This is a genomic window from Pseudomonas guariconensis (assembly GCF_900102675.1).
GTDB classification, from domain to species: domain Bacteria; phylum Pseudomonadota; class Gammaproteobacteria; order Pseudomonadales; family Pseudomonadaceae; genus Aquipseudomonas; species Aquipseudomonas guariconensis.
The window spans coordinates 204,055-223,302 of record NZ_FMYX01000004.1; the positions used below are offsets into that span (position 1 = coordinate 204,055).

Annotated in this window: 19 protein-coding genes; 8 read left to right on the plus strand and 11 right to left on the minus strand. The window is 62.8% G+C overall.

Annotated features, from left to right (window positions below):
- The first annotated feature begins 6 nt into the window (after positions 1-6).
- From BLS27_RS08815 to BLS27_RS08830, 4 genes are all read left to right on the plus strand, one after another.
- On the plus strand, positions 7-174 hold the full coding sequence (locus BLS27_RS08815; protein WP_011536423.1) for a rubredoxin: 168 nt from the start codon (positions 7-9) through the stop codon (positions 172-174).
- A gap of 29 nt (positions 175-203) precedes the next feature.
- A complete protein-coding gene (locus BLS27_RS08820; protein ID WP_090344191.1) occupies positions 204-1,352 on the plus strand; it encodes an NAD(P)/FAD-dependent oxidoreductase in 1,149 nt (382 codons plus the stop codon).
- 189 nt (positions 1,353-1,541) lie between these two features.
- Positions 1,542-1,841, plus strand: coding sequence for an HU family DNA-binding protein (locus BLS27_RS08825; RefSeq protein ID WP_043209915.1), 300 nt, complete (start codon positions 1,542-1,544; stop codon positions 1,839-1,841).
- Positions 1,842-1,996: 155 nt separating this feature from the next.
- Positions 1,997-2,371: a helicase gene (locus tag BLS27_RS08830; protein ID WP_090344194.1), complete on the plus strand. Its 375-nt coding sequence runs from the start codon at positions 1,997-1,999 to the stop codon at positions 2,369-2,371.
- A gap of 117 nt (positions 2,372-2,488) precedes the next feature.
- On the opposite strand, the gene BLS27_RS08835 is transcribed toward BLS27_RS08830, so the two are convergent.
- The 6 genes from BLS27_RS08835 to exbB all read right to left on the minus strand — a co-directional run bounded on the left by BLS27_RS08835 (position 2,489) and on the right by exbB (position 9,262).
- The gene (locus tag BLS27_RS08835; protein ID WP_043209911.1) at positions 2,489-3,892 is read right to left on the minus strand and encodes an aminoacyl-tRNA deacylase and HDOD domain-containing protein; all 1,404 of its coding nucleotides are present in this window, start codon (positions 3,890-3,892) and stop codon (positions 2,489-2,491) included.
- A gap of 141 nt (positions 3,893-4,033) precedes the next feature.
- Positions 4,034-6,112: an ATP-dependent DNA helicase RecG gene (recG, locus tag BLS27_RS08840; RefSeq protein ID WP_090344197.1), complete on the minus strand. Its 2,079-nt coding sequence runs from the start codon at positions 6,110-6,112 to the stop codon at positions 4,034-4,036.
- 3 nt (positions 6,113-6,115) lie between these two features.
- Positions 6,116-7,042 (minus strand): hydrogen peroxide-inducible genes activator, encoded by a 927-nt coding sequence (locus BLS27_RS08845; protein ID WP_043209907.1) that lies wholly within the window; start codon positions 7,040-7,042, stop codon positions 6,116-6,118.
- A gap of 94 nt (positions 7,043-7,136) precedes the next feature.
- Entirely contained in the window at positions 7,137-7,871 is a 735-nt protein-coding gene (locus BLS27_RS08850; protein ID WP_043209905.1) for an energy transducer TonB, read from the minus strand.
- Positions 7,868-8,296, minus strand: coding sequence for a TonB system transport protein ExbD (gene exbD, locus BLS27_RS08855; RefSeq protein ID WP_043209902.1), 429 nt, complete (start codon positions 8,294-8,296; stop codon positions 7,868-7,870). The genes BLS27_RS08850 and exbD overlap by 4 nt, the downstream gene beginning before the upstream one ends.
- A 3-nt stretch (positions 8,297-8,299) precedes the next feature.
- Positions 8,300-9,262 carry a tonB-system energizer ExbB gene (gene exbB / locus BLS27_RS08860; protein WP_090344403.1) on the minus strand — a complete coding sequence of 321 codons (963 nt, stop codon included), beginning with the start codon at positions 9,260-9,262 and terminating at the stop codon, positions 8,300-8,302.
- 191 nt (positions 9,263-9,453) lie between these two features.
- On the opposite strand from exbB, the gene BLS27_RS08865 reads away from it, so the two are divergent.
- Entirely contained in the window at positions 9,454-10,305 is an 852-nt protein-coding gene (locus BLS27_RS08865; RefSeq protein WP_043209901.1) for an SDR family oxidoreductase, read from the plus strand.
- A gap of 126 nt (positions 10,306-10,431) precedes the next feature.
- Here BLS27_RS08865 and BLS27_RS08870 read toward each other — a convergent pair whose 3' ends face one another.
- The 5 genes from BLS27_RS08870 to BLS27_RS08890 all read right to left on the minus strand — a co-directional run bounded on the left by BLS27_RS08870 (position 10,432) and on the right by BLS27_RS08890 (position 15,192).
- Positions 10,432-11,157 (minus strand): hypothetical protein, encoded by a 726-nt coding sequence (locus tag BLS27_RS08870; protein WP_090344200.1) that lies wholly within the window; start codon positions 11,155-11,157, stop codon positions 10,432-10,434.
- Positions 11,158-11,213: 56 nt separating this feature from the next.
- Positions 11,214-11,594, minus strand: a complete 381-nt coding sequence (locus BLS27_RS08875; RefSeq protein ID WP_043209898.1) for a RidA family protein — start codon at positions 11,592-11,594, stop codon at positions 11,214-11,216.
- Between the two features lie 21 nt (positions 11,595-11,615).
- The gene (gene spoT, locus BLS27_RS08880; protein WP_043209897.1) at positions 11,616-13,724 is read right to left on the minus strand and encodes a bifunctional GTP diphosphokinase/guanosine-3',5'-bis pyrophosphate 3'-pyrophosphohydrolase; all 2,109 of its coding nucleotides are present in this window, start codon (positions 13,722-13,724) and stop codon (positions 11,616-11,618) included.
- Between the two features lie 59 nt (positions 13,725-13,783).
- Positions 13,784-14,047, minus strand: a complete 264-nt coding sequence (gene rpoZ / locus BLS27_RS08885) for a DNA-directed RNA polymerase subunit omega (protein WP_008091595.1) — start codon at positions 14,045-14,047, stop codon at positions 13,784-13,786.
- Positions 14,048-14,319: 272 nt separating this feature from the next.
- Entirely contained in the window at positions 14,320-15,192 is an 873-nt protein-coding gene (locus BLS27_RS08890; protein WP_043209893.1) for a LysR family transcriptional regulator, read from the minus strand.
- Positions 15,193-15,401: 209 nt separating this feature from the next.
- On the opposite strand from BLS27_RS08890, the gene BLS27_RS08895 reads away from it, so the two are divergent.
- The 3 genes from BLS27_RS08895 (at position 15,402) to BLS27_RS08905 (ending at position 19,219) form a co-directional block, all read left to right on the plus strand.
- Positions 15,402-16,784, plus strand: coding sequence for a glutamine synthetase family protein (locus BLS27_RS08895; protein ID WP_043209890.1), 1,383 nt, complete (start codon positions 15,402-15,404; stop codon positions 16,782-16,784).
- A gap of 4 nt (positions 16,785-16,788) precedes the next feature.
- The gene (locus tag BLS27_RS08900; RefSeq protein ID WP_090344202.1) at positions 16,789-17,562 is read left to right on the plus strand and encodes a gamma-glutamyl-gamma-aminobutyrate hydrolase family protein; all 774 of its coding nucleotides are present in this window, start codon (positions 16,789-16,791) and stop codon (positions 17,560-17,562) included.
- 112 nt (positions 17,563-17,674) lie between these two features.
- Positions 17,675-19,219, plus strand: a complete 1,545-nt coding sequence (locus BLS27_RS08905) for an APC family permease (RefSeq protein ID WP_070572153.1) — start codon at positions 17,675-17,677, stop codon at positions 19,217-19,219.
- The last annotated feature ends 29 nt before the right edge of the window (positions 19,220-19,248 follow it).

Sequence of the window (19,248 nt, forward strand, 5' to 3'; positions counted from 1 at the left end):
AACGAGATGAAGAAGTGGCAATGCATTGTCTGTGGCCTGATCTACGACGAGGCCGAAGGCTGGCCGGATGACGGCATCGCCCCGGGCACCCGCTGGGAAGACGTGCCGGAAGACTGGCTGTGCCCCGACTGTGGTGTCGGCAAGAGTGATTTCGAAATGATCGCCATCGGCTGATCACACCTGTTCAACGAGAGGAGCATGACATGACGTCCCCCGTGGTGATCATCGGTACCGGCCTTGCGGGCTACAATCTGGCCCGGGAGTTTCGCAAGCTCGACAGCGATACGCCGCTGTTGCTGATCACTGCCGACGATGGCCGTTCCTACTCCAAGCCCATGCTTTCCACCGGCTTTGCCAAGCAGAAGGATGCCGACGGCCTGTGCATGGCCGAGCCGGGCGCCATGGCCGAACAGCTCAAGGCCGAAATCCGCACCCATACTCCCATCAGTGGCATCGATCCTGGCCACAAGCGTCTGTGGATCGGTGAAGAGGCGGTCGAGTACCGCGATCTCATCCTGGCGTGGGGTGCACAGACGGTCCAAGTGCCGATCGAGGGCGATGCGGCTGACCTGGTCTTCCCCATCAATGATCTTGAAGACTATGGGCGCTTTCGGGCCGCGGCGGCAGGCAAACACCGGGTGCTGATCCTCGGCGCTGGCCTGATCGGGTGCGAGTTCGCCAACGACATGAGCCTTGGCGGCTTCGAAGTCGATGTGGTCGCCCCTTGTGAGCAAGTGATGCCAACCCTACTGCACCCTGCTGCGGCCAGTGCGGTACAGGCGGGCCTGGAGGGGCTTGGGGTCCGCTTTCATCTGGGGCCGGTGCTGACCCGCCTGCAGCGCGATGAACAAGGCCTGGAGGCACACCTGTCCGATGGCCGCGTGATCGCCTGTGACCTGGTGGTCTCGGCCATCGGCCTGCGCCCGCGCACGGACCTTGCCGCTGCCGCGGGCTTGCAGACAAACCGGGGTGTGGTGGTGGACCGGCAGTTGCGCACCTCCCACGCCAATATCTTCGCCCTGGGCGATTGCGCCGAGGTCGATGGAATCAACCTGCTCTATGTCATGCCGCTGATGACCTGCGCCCGTGCTTTGGCCCAGACGCTCGCTGGCAACCCTACCGCTGTCGCCTATGGGCCGATGCCAGTGACCGTTAAAACCCCAGCGTGCCCGCTGGTGGTTTCCCCGCCCCCTCCTGGGCGCGAAGGTGTCTGGCAGGTCGAGGGGCAGGGCGCCGACCTCAAGGTGCTCTGCCGCGATGCCTCTGGCCAGCTGCTGGGCTATGCGTTGACCGGCACGGCGGTGATGGAAAAGCTGGCGCTCAATCGGCAGTTGCCACCCCTGATGGCGTAAATAGCGGGCGCTCTGTCGGGTATGTCCTGTTCTTGAAGCGACAATGGCCACCCAAGTACTGGCGCGGCTTCGGTGAGCGTGCCATTCTCACTCCCGTCTGCCGCAGATTAGAGCCTGCGGTGCCTTGAACGCTGCTTCGCGAAGCAGCACGGCAATAACAACAAGAAATCCCGTATAAGAGGCTTCACTATGCGTAAACCAGAACTCGCCGCTGTTATCGCCGAAAAGGCCGACTTGACCAAGGAAAAGGCCAACCAGGTCTTGAATGCGATCCTCGACAGCATCACCGGTGCGCTGGACAAGGACACGGTCACCCTGGTCGGTTTCGGTACTTTTGAAAAACGTCATCGTGGCGCCCGCACCGGCAAGAACCCGCAGACCGGGCAGCCCGTCAAGATCAAAGCCAGCAACACTGTTGCCTTCAAGCCCGGCAAGAACCTGCGCGACAGCGTCAACCAACCCGCCAAGCCTGCGAAAAAAGGCAAATGACCCTTCATCGATAACAGTGGTTATCCAAACGGGCGCCTTGGGCGCCCGTTGTGCATTCAGGTACCTGGAAAATCATCGAAACAGCAGATTTGCATTGAGCGACCAATAAAAGGATAAACTGCGCCGCTCAGTCACTTTTTAGTCGAGGCGTGTTGATGAAGTTTCGCTTCCTGCTCTGGGCCATGGGCCTGTTGATGGCCAGGGCCAGCCGCAACAATCCGGCGTTCCAGCAACAATTGCGTGACAAGGATCTGGTGTTCCAGATGCAGACCCTCGATGGCCGGATTAGCCGGCATTTCATCGTCAGCGGCGAGCGCATCAGCAGTAAAGGGGGCCTGCACCCGCAGCCGGCCTTCGCCATTGCCTTCAAGGACGCAGCCTTTGGCTTCGCCACGCTCCAGGCCAGCAACAAGCAGCTGGCCTTCATGCAAGGCATTCAGGACAAGAGTATCCAGATCAAGGGCAATCCGGCGCTGGTCATCTGGTTCCAGGGCCTGATGAAATACCTCAAGCCCAAGAAGAAGGGTTGATACGGGGAGCGGCTTTTCCTGTTGTCTTCTCGGCGGGTAAGCCCGACCCTCTAGAGGGCACGGGTTTACCTGAGCAGGCCGATGCACAAGACGGTTGCTCCCACAGCTGCTCACCGCTTAATGCGGGGCATGGAACTGCGAGGCCAGTTCGCGCAGCAACGCCTCGGCCTCCAGCACCTTGTTCACGACATCGTCGGCCTTTTCCCGGGTCAGGCTCAGCCGTTCCAGCAGGGCCTCGGGAATCTCCTCCTGAGGCCCTGAGCCGATACCGCGGGCCCGCAACAGGCGAATCGCCAGGCACACCAGGTTGGGGAACGCCGAATTCTCCCCCTCATAGCTCGGGTCGTGCTGGAAGCGCAGCGCGGTGCACAGCTCTTCAGGCATGTCCCACAGCTTCATCAGCCAGGCGCCGATCTGTTCGCGGCTGATGCCCAGCAGGTGTTGCTCCACGTAGGTGTGACACAGGTGCGGATTGACCTCCAGATGGCGGCAGATCAGCGAGAAGTGCGGCGGAAACACGTGCGCCAGCAGCAAATACCCGAAATTGTGCAGAAGGCCCGCCAGGTAGGTCAGGCCGGCCTCAGGTCGCTCGGCTCGGGGCATGGCACGGGTCAGGCCTTCGATAACCGCAGCGGTGTAGATCGACTGCTGCCAGTAGGGCGTGGTTTGCTGAGGGTGGTCCTTGGGCAGGCTCAAGGTCTTGCCTAGCGCCAGGCCCAAGGCCAGGTTGATCACCAGGTCGAAGCCCAGTACGCGCACGATGGCATCCTCCACCGAACGGATCTTGCCGGGCGAGGCGTAGTAAGGCGAGGCTGCCCAACTGACCACCTGAGCGGCCAGGGCCGGGTCGGTTTCCACGACACCGGTGATGTCATCGATGCTGGCATTGGGGTCGACGCGCAGTTTAATGATTTTCTGTGCGGTGTCCGCCAGCGGAGGAATCTCGATGGTCTGCTCGAGGCGTTGCTGGATGCGTCGTGCGGTGAAGGCCTGGACGGCGCGGGTGATTTCCTGGGGGTCATCGTGCGGGCGGTCGAGGTTGGGCCGGATGTCGTGAGTCTGTTCGCCGAAGTTACCCGCGCTGGCTTTGCTCAACATGCCTTTGAACGCTTCGCGTGGGATCTCAAGCAGCAAGCCGGGCTCACCGGACTGGATCAGCAGATTGTCGACTTTCAGCAGGCTGGCTTCGTAGAGGCAGGGGTAGCTGGTCAGTGCCGGGATCCCCGGCAGGGTCTTGAGGGCATGCTTGTCGAGCATGTGCGCAAGGCGTGCGACCGGCACGGCCACCAGCTTGCGACCGGTAAGCTCGGTGAGGCGGTTCAAGTCCAGCAATTGGCTCTGCGGGAACAGCACCATCAAAGCGCCGACTTCGTCGTCGAGAAGGATCGCCTGGACTCGAGCGTTGACCGGTAGCTGCGCATGCTCGGGCACTTCGCGGTAGGGCACGCCGAGCTTGTCGAGCAACAGCCGAATGACAGAGGGTGCGTGTGGGGTCGAAGTATCCAGGGCAACTTCAGTCATGGTCTGAGTCCAAGGTTTTCTTTTAAACGCGAAGTATAACCACCCGGCGCGATAACTGGATCCATTATGCTTCGATGGTGGCCCAGGCAGCGTGAGGCTGCAAAACAGGCCTCTAGGTTTGGGTGCATTTCGTGATCGGTATCACACCTGTCCGTACTGTTGGCCATGGCGCAGCCAGCGGTCCAACAGTGGGCTGACATGGTCGGGCCAACGGGCCAGCAGCGCCTGGGCTGCATCACGCACGGCAGGGAGCAGATCTGCGTCACGCATCAGATCCGCTACCTTGAACTGCAGCAGACCGGTCTGGCGGGTGCCGAGCATTTCGCCGGGGCCGCGCAGCTCCAGGTCTTTCTCGGCGATGACGAAGCCGTCATTGGTTTCGCGCATGATACCCAGGCGTTCACGGCCGATCTGCGACAGGGGCGGATGATAGAGCAGCACGCAATGGCTGACCGCGCTGCCCCGGCCCACCCGGCCGCGCAGCTGGTGCAACTGGGCAAGGCCCAGGCGCTCGGGGTTCTCGATGATCATCAGGCTGGCATTGGGCACATCCACGCCCACCTCGATCACGGTGGTCGCCACCAGCAACTGGAGATTGCCGGCCTTGAACTCGGCCATCACCGCGGCTTTTTCCGCCGGTTTCATGCGTCCGTGGATCAGGCCCACACGCAGTTCGCCCAGGGCGCTGCCCAGCTCTTCGAAGGTGCTTTCTGCCGCCTGGCAGGTCAGTTCTTCCGACTCTTCGATCAGGGTACAGACCCAATACGCCTGGCGCCCTTCGGCGCAGGCCGCGCGTACCCGCTCGACCACTTCGAAGCGCCGGCTGTCGGCCACCAGCACGGTGTTCACCGGGGTACGGCCAGGGGGCAACTCGTCGAGGATGGAGGTGTCCAGGTCGGCGTAGGCGCTCATCGCCAGCGTCCGCGGAATCGGGGTGGCGGTCATGATCAACTGGTGCGGGCACAGCGCGCCGTCCACGCCTTTCTGGCGTAAGGCCAAACGCTGCTGTACGCCAAACCGGTGCTGCTCGTCGATGATCGCCAGGGCCAGGCGGCGAAACTTCACTTCTTCCTGGAACAGCGCATGGGTGCCGACCACCATCGGCACACCGCTGGCGATCTGCTCCAAGGCGCTGGCGCGCGCCTTGCCTTTGAGCTTGCCCGCCAGCCAGGCCACCTCGATGCCCAAGGGCTCGAGCCAGCGTTTGAAGGTCAGGTAATGCTGTTCGGCGAGGATCTCGGTAGGCGCCATGAGGGCCACCTGGTAGCCGGCTTCCAAGGCCTGCAAGGCGGCAAGGGCCGCGACTACCGTCTTGCCTGCGCCGACATCGCCCTGCACCAGGCGCATCATCGGCTCGGGCTGGCTGAGGTCGTAGGCGATTTCGTTGCCGACTCGCTGCTGGGCGCCGGTGGGGCTGAAGCCCAGGTTGGCCAGGTATTGCGCTGGCAGGCGGCTGGCCTTGGGCAATACCGGGGCTCGCAGGGCGCGCAGGCTTTCGCGCAGGCGCTGTTGGGAGAGCTGATGGGTCAGCAGCTCTTCGAAGGCCAGGCGATGCTGGGCCCAGTGCTGGCCTTCGGCGAGTTCGTCGAGGTCGGCGTCGGCCGGTGGGTTGTGCAGGTAGCGGATCGCATCGTCCAGCGGCGCCAGGTGGTAATCCCGGGCCAGTTCTTCGGGCAGCCAGTCCGGCAGGCTGCGCGGGCCGAGCATGGCCAGGCTCTGCTGGCACAACAGGCGCAGGCGTTGCTGTGTCAGGCCTTCGGTACTCGGATAGATGGGCGTCAGGGTCTGTTCGACTGGTGGCGCCGGTTCGTTGCCATTGAGCGCCCGGTACTCCGGGTGATAGATCTCAAGCCCCGACGCACCGGGGCGGGCCTCGCCGTAGCAGCGCAAATGGGTGCCACGCTTGAGGCCTTCTTTCTGGGCATTGCTGAAATGATAGAAACGCAGGCTCAGCACGCCGGTTCCATCTCCCAGGCGCACCACCAGGCTGCGGCGCTTGCCCATGGTCACGTCGGCGCCGCTGACCACACCTTCGATCACCGCGTCCTGACCGGGACGCAAAGCCCCGATGGGCACCACGCGGGTGCGATCCTGATAGCGCAGCGGCAGGTGGAACAGCAGATCTTGCAGGTTCTCCAAGCCGACCTTGGCCAGTTTCTCGGCCATGGCTTCGCCAACACCCTTGAGGGCGGTCACCGGGACAGTCGACAGCTCGGTCATGGGTCAGGCCGATTTTTCCGCAGGCGGCTTGGCGACCGAGCAGAGGCGGATCGAGTCGGCGAGGATCTCGATGGCCTTGGGCCGCGGGAAGCTGGCGCGCCAGGCGATGGCGACGGTACGGAAAGGCGAAGGCGCCGTGAGTGGGCGCACCTCGATCACGCCTGGGGCGTAATGGTGGCTGTGTACGGCCGACAGCGGCAGGATCGACACGCCAAGGCCGGAGGCGACCATGTGGCGGATGGTTTCCAGCGAGCTGGATTCGACCGTGGTGTGCTTGGAGCCTTCGCCGCCCTTGTTGATGGTCGGGCAGGCCTCCAGCACTTGATCACGGAAGCAGTGGCCCTCGCCGAGCAGCAACAGGCTCTTGTCATTGAGCATGGCGGTGTCGATGGTCTTCTTGGCGGTCCAAGGGTGATCGGCGGGCATCAGCGCGTAGAAGGGCTCGTCGTACAGCGGCAGCGTCAGCACGTCCGCCTCGTTGAACGGCAGGGCGATGATCACCGCGTCCAGCTCGCCGTTGCGCAGTTTTTCGCGCAGTACGTGGGTGAAGTTCTCTTCGATGTACAGCGGCATCTGCGGGGCGACCCGGTGCAGCTGAGGAATGAGGTGCGGGAAGAGATAGGGGCCGACGGTATAGATGGCACCGACCTTGAGCGGCGCGGTGAGTTGGTTCTTGCCGGCCTGGGCCAGTTCGCGAATACCTTGGGCCTGCTCCAGAACCTTCTGCGCCTGGGCGACGATGCTTTCGCCGACCGGGGTCAGGCGCACCGCGCTCTTGCTGCGCTCGAAGATCAGCACGCCAAGCTCGTCCTCGAGTTTCTTCACACCGACCGACAGGGTCGGCTGGCTGACATGGCAACGCTCGGCGGCGTGGCCGAAATGCTGCTCCTGGGCGAGTGTGACGATGTAGCGTAATTCTGTGAGGGTCATAACGTGCGTCCATGAAGTTGCGGCCCCAGCATAGCGGCTGCAATCGATAGACGCACGTTATCAGACTTGCTGTTTTGTGACAGAAACAAAAGTATCAGCGACGGTCCAGCGAGTAGACGAACGGCGCCACGACTTCGATCTGGCCATTGTTCAGCAATTCCTTCGGCGGCTTGGGTACTGGCTGCGCCCGGCGGATCATTTCCAGGGTCGCTCGGTCCAGCGCCGCACTGCCCGAACCACCGGCCAGCGAGAACGACAACACCTTGCCTTCGGCGTCTACCACGAAGCGCAGCCTGTTGATGCCTTGCAGACCACGGCGGCGAGCGTCTTCCGGATACCGCTTGTACTTGGCCAGGTGGCGCAGCAAGTCGCTCTGCCACGTCGGCAGCGCATTGCTATTGGACGCGATGCTCGGCGCTGGTGCCGCCGATTTCTGCGGTGGCGTGTTGCTGGGCGGCGTGTCCGCGACCTGTTCCTTGGCCGGTGGCAAATCCTTCGGCGGCTCAGGTTTTTTCTCAGGCTTGGGCGGTTGAGGCTTGGCCTTGGGCTTGGGTGGTTTGGCGATGGCGATCTTCGGCTTGGGCGCCTCTACCAGCTTGGGTAGCGGAGGCTCTTCGACCGGTGCCGGAGGCTGCGGTGCGGCCTTGGGCGGTGGTGGCGGTGCCGGTGCGGGCAGCGGCGCCAGCTCGACCATCATGGCTGCCGGTGGTAGCTCGACGGCCTGGGGCACGGACCAGTTCAGGGTCAGTAGCACCGCCAGCACATGCACGCCCAGCACGATCGCCAGGCTTACGCCGTAGCGCGCCAGGTTGGACCGTGTCGTTGTCATTGCTTGGCTGCCGTTTCGAGACCGACCAGGCCGACCTTGAGGTAGCCGGCGGCGCGCATGGTGTTCATCACTTCCATCAGGTCGCCGTAATCAACCCCTTTGTCGGCCTGGAAGAAGATCGTGGTTTCCTTGTCACCCTTGGTCTTGGCATCGAGCATTGCACCAAGCTGGTCGCGCTGGGCCACCTCGTCATCGCCGACATAGAGTTTCTTGTCGGTCTTGACGCTGACGAACACCGGCTTCTCGGGCCTCGGCGCCGGCTTGGCGGTCGAGGCTGGTAGGTCGACCTTGATGTCGACGGTAGCCAGCGGGGCGGCGACCATGAAGATGATCAGCAGCACCAGCATGACGTCGATGAAAGGCGTGACGTTGATTTCGTGGTTTTCGGCGAGGTCGTCGCCACCTTCGTTCAGATGCAGGCCCATGGCTTACCCCACTTTCACCATGTGCGGGGCAACGCGCTCGCCACCCTGGTGGTCCAGGTCACGGCTCACCAGCAGCAGTACCTGGGCCGAGGCGTCGGAGACCTGGGCCTTGTAGCCGGCAATCGAGCGGGCGAAGACGTTATAGATGACCACGGCCGGAATGGCCGCGACCAGGCCCAGGGCGGTGGCCAGCAGGGCTTCGGCGATGCCAGGGGCGACTACGGCCAGGTTGGTGGTCTGGGTCTTGGCGATGCCGATGAAGCTATTCATGATGCCCCAGACGGTACCGAACAGACCGACGAAAGGCGCAGTGGAACCGATGGTGGCAAGCATGCCGGTGCCGGTGCTCATGCTGCGGCCGCTGGCGGCGACCAGGCGCTCCAGGCGGAAGCTGACGCGCTCTTTGATGCCTTCCTTCTCACGGGCATTGACCGAGAGGCGCATTTCGTCCAGCGCATCATGGACCAAGGTGTGGGCCAGGGTGCCTGCCTTGTTGGCGGCGTCGCTCGCTTCCTTGAGGCTGGCTGCTTTCTTCAGCAAGGCGATTTCGCCACGCAGTCGGCGCTTGGCACCCATCAGCTCGAAGCCCTTGGCGATCCAGATGGTCCAGGTGATCAGCGAGGCGATGGCCAGGCCGATCATCACGGCTTTGACGACGACGTCGGCGTTCTTATACATGCCCCAGGGAGAAAGATCGTGTGCCATGCCCAGAGAGGTGTCTTCGACCAGGGCCTGGACGTTCTCGTCCGCAGGTGCCTGGGCATTGGGGGTAGCAGCGGGGGCCTGGGTTTCACCGGTTGGAGCCGGGGCGGCAGGTGCTGCAGCGGCAGCGGGGGCGCTGGTGGCTGCGGTGGCAGGCTCATCGGCCATGGCGGCCGGGGCCAGCACCAGGCTGAGGGTCAGCGCGGCGATGGCGCGCCATGCGCGCGACGTGGTTGGCGAAGCGGAGGATTGTGTACGTGTCATGCTGGCCGGACCTGATGAAGATAAAAAGGTGACGTTCTCCAAGGCCTCGAGGCGGGCCGAGAACAGATAGGGCGCCATTATTGCAAGTAATTCTTGTTAGCAGAAGTAATAAAGTTGCCTTTTTTAACCATCGTCTAGCCGCCTATCGATTAATCCGGTTAGCCTGAACCTTTGCCTGTGGAGCGATTGAAATGTCCGAACCCTGCGTGATGATCGTTGGCTGCGGTGATGTAGGCGGTCGTCTAGCTCGCCAGTTGCTGGCGCTGGGCTGGCAGGTCAGTGGCTTGCGACGCTCGGTCGAGCACCTGCCTGCGGGCGTCGTGCCGATCGCCGCCGACCTCTCCGAGCCCGCGATACCGGCAGCCTGGCCCCAGCGTTCGCCCGACTATTTGGTGTACTGCGTGGCCGCCAGCCAACACGATGAGGCGGGATACCAGGCCGCTTATGTCGACGGTCTGCGTCATGTACTCGATTGGCTAAAGGCGCGTGGACAGCAGCCCCGGCGGCTGCTGTTCGTGTCCAGCAGCAGTGTGTATGCGCAGGCGCAGGGCGAGTGGGTCGACGAAGACGCGGTGACCGAACCTCAAAGCTATTCGGGCCGCGTGATGCTGCAGGCCGAGCATTTGGCGCTGCACAGCGGGCTGCCCGCAACGCTCGTGCGCCTGACTGGCATCTATGGCCCGGGTCGGGAATGGCTGCTCAGCCAGGTGCGTCAGGGTTATCGGGTGGCCGAGGAGCCGCCGCTGTATGGCAACCGCATCCACGCCGAGGATGCGGCAGGTTTGCTGGCCTTCCTGCTCCAGGCCGACGCCCGGGACGTGGCGCTGGACGCATGCTATATCGGCGTTGATGACGACCCTGCACCCTTGGCCGAGGTAGTGGGCTGGCTGCGCCAGTACATGGGCGTGAGCGAATGGTCGGACGAGCAACGCGTTCGGCGTACCGGCAGCAAGCGCTGCAGCAATGCACGAGCACGTGCGCTGGGATGGGCGCCGCAGTATCCAAGCTACAGGGAAGGGTACACCGCGATCTTGAAAGGGTAGACCGCAATCAAGGCTGCTTCTTGCAGGACCGCCTCGGGTTTTCGCAGCTAAACCCGTCCCACAGGCACCGTGGCGTTATCGAGGGTGCCGCGGTGCCTGTGGGAGCGAGGGACTTGCGAGGTCGAATCAGTCGCGCTCAAGCACCCACTGCCGGGCGCCGGGGGCCAGCTGCGGCTTTTCGTCTGGCTGGGCACGATTGACCGCTTGATGGATCTCCAGCGTGTCGCCGTCGCGCTTGAATATCCACGGCGCGCCTCGTTGGTTGCGCTCCAACCACAGGCTGTCGTTGTCGCCGCCCATGTCGGCGCAATCACCTGCCAGGCAGAGTGCGTAGCGATCCAGATTCGGCAGGCCGGTCACGCTGCCGTTGTCGGCGAAGCGCACCGTCGCACCCTTGCCCGGGCCCTCGACGATCTTCCACTCGCCACCCAGATAGGCGGTATACAGGGCCTTTTCAAAACTGCCGCCAAGCGGTGTGTTGGCGGAGGCCGTCGGTACCTTCACGAAGGTCTGCTTGTTGCCGTTTTGCGAGGTGACGCGCAGTTTGTCGCCACTGAGGTCCAGTTGCTCGGTCTGGCCGCCGGTGAAGCTGGCCTGCCACTGGTCTTCCTTCGCGCTCAGGTAACCATCCACTGCCTCGAAGCCGTTGCTGTAGCTGGCTTGCTGGTTGGCGGTGTCGATTTTCCATTCGAGTACGGGCCCTTTTTTGCTCAGGGCCTGGTGCAGGCTGCTGCCGTCGGCGGCATCGATGGCGTCCTGGTTGATCCAGGTGCCGTTGTAGTCTTCAGGTTTGTGACTGGCACAGCCGCCCAGGAGCAGGGCTGCCAGTGCAAGGGGCAGGGCATGGCGCATGGCGTAAAACCTTGGGGCAGGAAAGGTGACGGGCAGGGCGCCCGCCACCGGAGGCATCACTCGATGACCAGGATCGCGTCCATCTCGACCTGGGAGCCTTTCGGCAGAGCGGCAACGCCGATAGCGGCGCGCGCTGGGTAAGGCTGCTCGAAGTAACGACCCATGATCTCGTTGACCTTAGCGAAGTGGCTCAGGTCGGTGAGGAAGATGTTCAGCTTGACGATGTCTTTGAACGAACCGCCAGCGGCCTCGGCAACGGCCTTGAGGTTTTCGAAGACCTGGACGGTCTGGGCTTCGAAGCCTTCGACCAGTTCCATGGTTTTCGGATCCAGCGGGATCTGGCCGGACATGTAGACGGTGTTGCCGGCCTTGATCGCCTGGGAGTAGGTGCCGATGGCGGCTGGGGCCTTGTCGCTGTTGATGACGGTCTTGGTCATGATGACTCCTTGGTTGACGGACTACGTACGCATGCGGGTGATGCGGACCACGCCGGTCAGGGTACGCAACTTCTTGATCACGCGGGCCAGGTGCACGCGATCATGCACGCTGACCACCAGTTGGACCACGCTGATACGGCCGTCGCGTTCGTCCATGCTGATTTTTTCGATATTGCCGTCGGCGGCATTGACGCTGCTGGCCAACAAGGCGATCAGGCCGCGCTGGTGCTCCAGCTCGACACGCAGTTCGACATTGAACTCACCGGTGATGTCCTTGGCCCAGGAGAGCTGCACGCATTTTTCCGGGTTGTGGCGGATTTCACTGATGTTGCGGCAGTTTTCCAGGTGCACGACCATGCCTTTGCCCGCCGACAGGTGCCCGACGATCGGGTCGCCGGGGATCGGGGTGCAGCACTTGGCGTAGCTGAGCACCAGGCCTTCGGTGCCGCGGATGGCCAGTGGGCCTTCCGGTGCGGGCAGTTGCTCGCCTTCGGCGGACAACAGGCGGCGAGCCACAACATAGGCCATGCGATTGCCCAGGCCGATGTCTTCGAGCAGATCCTCGAGCAGTTCCAGTCGGTATTCGCTGAGAATGGACTGGATGCGCTCCGGCGGGATTTTCTCCAGGCTGCTGTCGAAACCGGTGAGCACCTTGTTCAACAGGCGTTCGCCCAGGCTGATCGACTCGGAGCGGCGTTGCTGCTTGAGTGCGTGACGAATGTGCGTACGCGCCTTGCCGGTGACCACGAAGTTGAGCCAGGCCGGATTGGGGCGTGCGCCCGGTGCGCTGACGATTTCCACTGTCGAGCCGCTTTGCAGCGGTTCGGACAACGGCGCCAGGCGGCGATTGATGCGGCAGGCGATGCAGCTGTTGCCGACGTCGGTGTGCACTGCGTAGGCGAAGTCGACGGCGGTGGAGCCTTTGGGTAGCTCCATGATCCGGCCCTTGGGCGTGAAGACGTAGACTTCGTCCGGGAACAGATCGATCTTGACGCTCTCGATGAATTCCAGCGAGTTGCCGGCACGCTGCTGCAGTTCGAGGATGCCCTTGACCCATTGCCGGGCGCGGGCATGGTTGCCCTTGGGCTGTTCGTCCTCGTTGGACTTGTACAGCCAGTGGGCGGCGATCCCGTTGTTGGCCATCTCTTCCATTTCGCGAGTGCGGATCTGGATCTCGATGGGTACGCCGTGCATGCCGAACAGCGTCGTGTGCAGCGACTGGTAGCCGTTGGCCTTGGGAATCGCGATGTAGTCCTTGAAGCGACCGGGCAGCGGCTTGTACAGGTTGTGTACGGCGCCGAGCACGCGATAGCAGGTATCGACCTTGTCGACGATGATGCGGAAGGCATACACGTCCATGATCTCGTTGAAGGCGCGGCGCTTGCCGCGCATCTTCTTGTAGATGCCATAGAGGTGTTTTTGCCGGCCGCTGACCTCGCCCTCGATGCCGTCCGCGGCCAGGCAATTGGCCAGCGACTGTTCGATCTTGGCGACGATTTCCTTGCGGTTGCCACGGGCGCTCTTGACGGCGCGATGGATGAGCGAGGAACGCATCGGGTGCATCGCTTTGAAGCCGAGGTCTTCGAATTCCACGCGCACATTGTGCATGCCCAGGCGATTGGCGATAGGGGCGTAGATTTCGAGGGTTTCCTTGGCGATGCGTCGGCGTTTTTCGCCAGAGAGCACTTCCAGGGTGCGCATGTTGTGCAGGCGGTCGGCCAGCTTGACCAGGATCACACGGATGTCCCGGGCCATGGCCATGGCCATCTTCTGGAAGTTTTCGGCCTGGGCCTCGGCCTTGGTCTCGAAGTTCATCTGGGTCAGCTTGCTGACCCCGTCGACCAGCTCGGCGACAGTTTCGCCAAATTGCTGGCAGAGGGCTTCCTTGGCGATGCCGGTGTCTTCGATCACATCGTGCAGCATGGCGGCCATCAGGCTTTGATGGTCCATGTGCATGTCGGCCAGGATGCTGGCCACGGCCAGCGGATGGGTCACGTAGGGCTCGCCGCTGCGGCGGCGTTGGCCATCGTGCGCCTGTTCGGCGTAGAAGTAGGCCCGGCGGACCAGATTGACCTGGTCGGGGCCGAGGTAGGTCGACAGCCGTTCGGCGAGGGCTTCTATACCCGGCATGGGTTCACCTCCTGCCGAGGGAGAGGGCCTTGTGCCGCACGATGTCGACCGGGCATGGATCAGACAGCCTCGTTGTTCTCGTCCTCGAACGCAGCGAAGACTGGATCTTCCGTTACGATCTCTTCGGCGGCGATGAACTCGGGAGTGACGATACCTTCGGCGATCTCGCGCAGGGCGACGACGGTCGGCTTGTCGTTTTCCCATGCAACGCGCGGCTCTTTGCCGCCGGTGGCCAGCTGACGGGCGCGCTTGGTCGAGAGCATGACCAGCTCAAAGCGGTTATCCACGTGTTCCAGGCAGTCTTCAACAGTTACGCGGGCCATGGTCTTCCTCAGTAGCAAATGCGTTAGCGTGCAGCCCAGAGTGGGCAGGCGGACTCGATAGTTTAAAAAATCACCAGCCAATAGGGAAGCGCTGTTTTGTCAGGTGCTGGTCTGTCGGGCCTGTATTGGCTGCTTCGCGGGTAAACCCACAGACACAGCGTTGTGCTTGTGGGAGCGGACTTGTTCGCGAAAGCACCGGAACAGACACCGGCACGCTCTACCCTGACGATAACGGGATGCATAGACGGCAGACAACCCTCCTTGGCGCGTTATCACAACATGGCGTCGCGCAGGCGCGGGGTGAGCTCTTCGAACAAGGTCTGTACCGAGCGCAGCGCTCGGCAGTCCGGGCGGGTCAGCAGCCACAGCTGGGTATCGCAACCGGGCAGGGGGCCGCTCAGGGCTTCAACCTCGGGCAGGGCATCGACCATGTAGTCCGGTAATGCCGCGACGCCAAGCCCGGTGCTGACCAGCTGGGCGATGGTCGACATGCTGCTGCACTGGTAGCGTGGGTTCAAGCCAGGGTACTGCTGGTTGCGCCAGACGACTGTGGGATGGTCCTGCATCGAGTCGTCCGGGGCGATCCACGGTACGCTGTGATGCGATTCGCCCAGCCGCTCGCGCCACTGCGCTTGGCCACAGACCACGTAGGACGTGGAGCCCAGGCAGCGGCCGACAAGGTGCTCGGGCGGTGTGTTGGTCAGGCGAAGCGCGATGTCGGCATCGCGTCGACTGAGGTTGGCGAAGGTGTTGGAGGTGCCCAGTTCCAGCGACAGGGCAGGGTAGTTCGACATGAAGTCAGCCAGCGCTGGCAGCAGCAGGCTGTGCATGACGGCTTCAGTACATGTCAGACGAACGGTACCGCTGACGACCTGTTCCCCGCTGGTCAGGGCGATGCGAGCGGCATCGAGCGCCTGCTCGGCGCGCTCGGCCTGCTCTGCCAGGGCCTGGGCGGTATCGGTGGGCAGGTAGCCTTTGCGACTCTTGACGAACAGTGCTGTGCCCAGTGCGGACTCCAGTCGGCGAATCGAGCGAAACACCGTCGAGACGTCTACTTTGAGCAGTTCGGCGGCTTTGGCCAGCGAGCGACCACGCTCCAGGGCCAGGACCAACGAAAGGTCGGCATGGGTAATCTGATATTGCATTGTTGCACGCTCTGCTTGCCGAAATGCCAATGTCTGTTGCGTTGAGGCCATTTTATAGTGGAACGGCCCCCGGGAATCAATGCACACCGGGTCGCACCCTATCCCCAACGATGGGACAGTGAAAAGAACAACAGTAGCAACCATCGCCGCCCGCGAGGCGCCAGCAGTATCCCTCCACATCGCCGCCCCGAATCAAAGGATGTACAGCCATGACGTCGGTAATCCCGTGCGCCAGTTCTTCCAGCGAGATGAATGAATTCCTAGAGGCTCATCCGGACACGCAGTTCGTCGATCTGCTGATTTCCGATATGAACGGTGTGGTACGCGGCAAGCGCATCGAGCGCGCCAGCCTGCACAAGGTATACGAGAAAGGCATCAACCTGCCGGCGTCGCTGTTCGCCCTGGATATCAACGGCTCGACCGTCGAGAGCACCGGCCTTGGCCTGGACATCGGCGATGCTGACCGCATCTGCTATCCGATCCCCGGCACTTTGTCCGACGAGCCTTGGCAGAAGCGCCCCACTGCTCAGTTGCTGATGACCATGCATGAGCTGGACGGCGCCCCATTCTTCGCCGACCCACGTGAAGTGCTGCGTCAAGTGGTCGCCAAATTCGACGAGCTGGGCCTGGATATCTGCGCAGCCTTCGAGCTCGAGTTCTACCTGATCGACCAGGACAACCTCAATGGCCGTCCGCAGCCACCGCGCTCCCCGATCTCCGGCAAGCGCCCGCAGTCGACCCAGGTGTACCTGATCGATGATCTGGACGAGTACGCCGACTGCCTGCAAGACATGCTGGAAGCGGCCAAGGAGCAAGGCATTCCTGCCGACGCCATCGTCAAGGAAAGCGCCCCGGCCCAGTTCGAAGTCAACCTGCACCACGTGGCCGATCCGCTCAAGGCGTGTGACTACGCGATCCTGCTCAAGCGCCTGATCAAGAACATCGCCTACGACCATGAGATGGATACCACCTTCATGGCCAAGCCCTACCCGGGCCAGGCAGGCAACGGCTTGCACGTGCACATCTCGCTGCTGGACAAGAAGACCGGCAAGAACATCTTCGCCAACGAAGACCCGCTCAAGAGCGATGCGCTGCGCCACGCGATTGGTGGTGTGCTGGAAACCATGCCGGCATCGATGGCGTTTCTGTGCCCGAACATCAATTCCTACCGTCGCTTCGGCGCACAGTTCTATGTGCCGAACGCACCGAGCTGGGGCCTGGACAACCGCACCGTCGCCTTGCGCGTGCCCACCGACAGCAGCGAGAACGTGCGCATCGAGCACCGCGTGGCCGGCGCGGACGCCAACCCTTACCTGATGCTCGCCGCCATTCTGGCCGGCATCCATCACGGCCTGACCAACCAGGTCGAGCCGGGTGAGCCGATCGAAGGAAACTCGTACGAGCAGCTGGAGCAGAGCCTGCCGAACAACCTGCGTGACGCCCTGCGCGCGCTGGACGACAGCGAGGTGCTCAACCAATACATCAGCCCGGACTACATCGATATCTTCGTGGCCTGCAAGGAAAGCGAGCTGGCCGAGTTCGAAGTGTCGATCTCCGACCTCGAGTACAACTGGTACCTGCACACGGTATAAGCCCATGAGCGCAAATGCGGTCCCTCTGATCGGTGTCAGCGCCTGCCGCCAGCAGGTGGGGAAAAACTCGTCGCACACTGTGGGCGACAAGTACGTGGAGGCGGCCGGCTTTGCGGGGCTTCCGTTGATATTGCCGGCCCGCGACGGTGGCAGCGACACACAGGCGCTGCTCGCTCGGCTCGATGGCATTCTTTTTACCGGCTCACCTTCTAATGTCGAGCCGCATCATTACAATGGCGCCCCCAGCGCGGAAGGGACCCGGCACGACACCGCGCGTGACCGTCTGACCTTGCCGTTGCTGCAGGCAGCCATTGCCGCCGGTATACCGGTGTTCTGTATCTGCCGTGGTTTCCAGGAGTTGAACGTCGCCCTCGGCGGCACCCTGCACCAGCGCGTGCAGGAACTGCCCGGCTACCTGGATCACCGAGAACCTGAGGATGCACCGCTTGAGGTGCAATACAGCCCTCGACACCCCGTCGGCGTTTCGCCGGGAGGGCTGTTCGAGCGCTTGGGCCTGGCTGCGCAGTTCGAGGTCAACTCGCTGCACAGCCAGGGCATCGACCGTTTGGCCCCTGGCCTGCGCGTCGAGGCACGGGCCCCGGATGGCCTGATCGAAGCGGTGTCCATGCCTGATGCGCCGGGCTTCGTGCTCGGCGTGCAGTGGCACCCGGAATGGCGTTTCGCCGAAAACCCGGTCTCCCGGCGCCTGTTCCAGGCATTCCGCGAGGCCTGCATTGCCCATGCTGCACGGGAGGGTTCGCGCCAGAAAACACTCTGACGTTACCCGAAGGTCTTGGATGACCCGCTCCCTGCAACAGCTTTCAATGAGTGAAAGCGGGCCTTGTTCGCAAGGTCCGTGAAAACAATACCAATAGTTACGGCAAAGACTCATGAGCGAATACACCGAAGCCGGCCGCCCACCCGATGTGGCGACCGATGCAGGCAACACCCAGCGCGCCAGTAAAGGCCTTGCAAAAGGCCGTTTGGGCCTGCTGGCCAGCGTGGTGCTGGGCATCTCCACGATTGCACCTGTCTATACCCTGACCGGCGCCCTTGGCCCCACCGTGCGTGAGGTGGGCGCCCACCTTCCCGCTGTTTTCATCGTCGGCTTCCTGCCTATGCTGCTGGTCGCGCTGGGTTATCGCGAGCTCAATGCCGCGGAGCCGGACAGCGGCACTTCCTTTACGTGGTCGGCGCGGGCTTTCGGGCCGATGATCGGCTGGATCGGTGGCTGGGGGCTGGTCGTGGCCACAACCATCGTGTTGTCCAACTTGGCGGGTGTGGCCGTCGATTTCTTCTATCTGTTCATTGCACAGATCACCGGTCAGCAGGAGCTGGCGGCATTGGCGGACAACTTGTTGGTGAACATCACCACCTGTTGTGTGTTCATCGCCCTTGCGGTGTGGATCTGCTGCCGTGGCATGGGCACCACGATGACCGTGCAATACGGCCTGGTGGCCTTGCAGTTGCTGGTGTTGATCGGCTTTGCGTTCGCCGCCTTCAGCGAGACCACCGCACCGCCACCGCTGGCATTCGATCTGGCCTGGTTCAACCCGTTTGGCGTGGAGTCTTTCTCGGCGTTCGCCGCAGGTCTGTCGTTGTCGATCTTCATCTTCTGGGGCTGGGACGTGTGCCTGACCGTGAGCGAAGAGTCGATCGGCAGTGACGAAGTCCCGGGCAAGGCTGCCACCTGGACGGTATTGCTGATCCTTGGTCTCTACCTGGTCACCGCCATCGCCACCCTGCAGTTCGCCGGAATCAGTGATGTCGGCCTGGGTCTGGGTAACCCGCGTATCCAGGAGAACGTCTTTGCGCACCTGGCCGGTCCGGTCATGGGCCCACTGGCGATCCTGATGTCCATTGCCGTATTGGCTAGCACCGCTGCGTCCTTGCAGTCGACCTTCGTGTCGCCGGCGCGGACCCTGCTTGCAATGGGCTACTACGGTGCCGTGCCGCAGCGCTTTGCCAGCGTCTGCCCGCGTTCGCAGACCCCGCGCTACGCTACCATCTGCGCGGGCGTTGCTGCTGGTCTGTTCTACGTGACCATGCGCACCCTGAGCGAGAACGTGCTGGCCGATACCATCACTGCCTTGGGCATGATGATCTGCTTCTACTACTCGCTGACGGCCTATGCCTGTGTCTGGTACTTCCGCCACAGTCTGTTCGGCAGCCTGCGTCACTTCTTCATGCGCGGCCTGTGCCCGCTGGTGGGTGGTGTGATCCTGTCGATCATCTTCGTGCGCACGGCGATCGACAGCGCCTCGCCGGATTTCGGCAGCGGTTCTCACGTTGCCGGTCTTGGCTTGGTGTTCGTGATCGCGGCAATCATCTCGGCACTGGGGATCGTGTTGATGGTGCTGTCGCGCTGGCGCGCACCGGCCTACTTCCTGGGCGCAACGTTGCGCCAGCAGGCCAACCTGCAACTGCAGGAGTAATGAAAGAAAAGGGGCTGCGAACGCAGCCC